Raw genomic sequence first — 1,830 nt, 5'->3', positions numbered from 1 at the left:
CCTCTCAAAACTGAACAAAGGCAAACGATGTGTAGTCTTCCGTACTATTCCTTAGAAAGGAGGTGATCCAGCCGCACCTTCCGATACGGCTACCTTGTTACGACTTCACCCCAATCATCTATCCCACCTTAGGCGGCTGGCTCCAAAAAGGTTACCTCACCGACTTCGGGTGTTACAAACTCTCGTGGTGTGACGGGCGGTGTGTACAAGGCCCGGGAACGTATTCACCGCGGCGTGCTGATCCGCGATTACTAGCGATTCCGGCTTCATGTAGGCGAGTTGCAGCCTACAATCCGAACTGAGAGAAGCTTTAAGAGATTAGCTTAGCCTCGCGACTTCGCAACTCGTTGTACTTCCCATTGTAGCACGTGTGTAGCCCAGGTCATAAGGGGCATGATGATTTGACGTCATCCCCACCTTCCTCCGGTTTGTCACCGGCAGTCTCGCTAGAGTGCCCAACTAAATGATGGCAACTAACAATAAGGGTTGCGCTCGTTGCGGGACTTAACCCAACATCTCACGACACGAGCTGACGACAACCATGCACCACCTGTCACTTTGCCCCCGAAGGGGAAGCTCTATCTCTAGAGTGGTCAAAGGATGTCAAGACCTGGTAAGGTTCTTCGCGTTGCTTCGAATTAAACCACATGCTCCACCGCTTGTGCGGGCCCCCGTCAATTCCTTTGAGTTTCAACCTTGCGGTCGTACTCCCCAGGCGGAGTGCTTAATGCGTTTGCTGCAGCACTGAAGGGCGGAAACCCTCCAACACTTAGCACTCATCGTTTACGGCGTGGACTACCAGGGTATCTAATCCTGTTCGCTCCCCACGCTTTCGAGCCTCAGCGTCAGTTACAGACCAGAGAGCCGCCTTCGCCACTGGTGTTCCTCCATATATCTACGCATTTCACCGCTACACATGGAATTCCACTCTCCTCTTCTGCACTCAAGTCTCCCAGTTTCCAATGACCCTCCCCGGTTGAGCCGGGGGCTTTCACATCAGACTTAAGAAACCGCCTGCGCTCGCTTTACGCCCAATAAATCCGGACAACGCTTGCCACCTACGTATTACCGCGGCTGCTGGCACGTAGTTAGCCGTGGCTTTCTGGTTAGATACCGTCAAGGGATGAACGTTTTACTCTCATCCTTGTTCTTCTCTAACAACAGAGTTTTACGATCCGAAAACCTTCTTCACTCACGCGGCGTTGCTCGGTCAGACTTTCGTCCATTGCCGAAGATTCCCTACTGCTGCCTCCCGTAGGAGTCTGGGCCGTGTCTCAGTCCCAGTGTGGCCGATCACCCTCTCAGGTCGGCTATGCATCGTGGCCTTGGTGAGCCGTTACCTCACCAACTAGCTAATGCACCGCGGGTCCATCCATCAGTGACGCAAAAGCGCCTTTCAACTTTCTTCCATGCGGAAAATAGTGTTATACGGTATTAGCACCTGTTTCCAAGTGTTATCCCCTTCTGATGGGCAGGTTACCCACGTGTTACTCACCCGTTCGCCACTCTTTTTCTTTCGGTGGAGCAAGCTCCGGTGAAAGAAAAAGCGTTCGACTTGCATGTATTAGGCACGCCGCCAGCGTTCGTCCTGAGCCAGGATCAAACTCTCATAATGATTTGTTTGAACGATCCATAGGATCGTTAAGCTCAAATAAAATTAACTTTGCTAGCTATTGCTTGCATGTATTTTGCTTCATAAATGAAGCGCCCTACACATTGGTTCGTTTGCTTGCTTTGTTCAGTTTTCAAAGGTCTACTGCGCTGCGTTAGCAACTTTTAAATCATATCAGATCAACAAGTGAATGTCAACTCTTTTTTAAAAGTTTTTTT

Annotated in this window: 1 rRNA gene; it reads right to left on the bottom strand. The window is 50.5% G+C overall.

From position 1 onward, the window contains the following. Nucleotides 1-55: 55 nt before the first annotated feature. Nucleotides 56-1,615, bottom strand: a 16S ribosomal RNA gene (locus EG2_RS18110). Nucleotides 1,616-1,830: the final 215 nt, after the last annotated feature.

The sequence above is a fragment of the Enterococcus gallinarum NBRC 100675 genome (assembly GCF_001544275.1).
Lineage (GTDB): Bacteria > Bacillota > Bacilli > Lactobacillales > Enterococcaceae > Enterococcus_D > Enterococcus_D gallinarum.
This window is presented reverse-complemented; position numbering and strand designations above follow the sequence as displayed.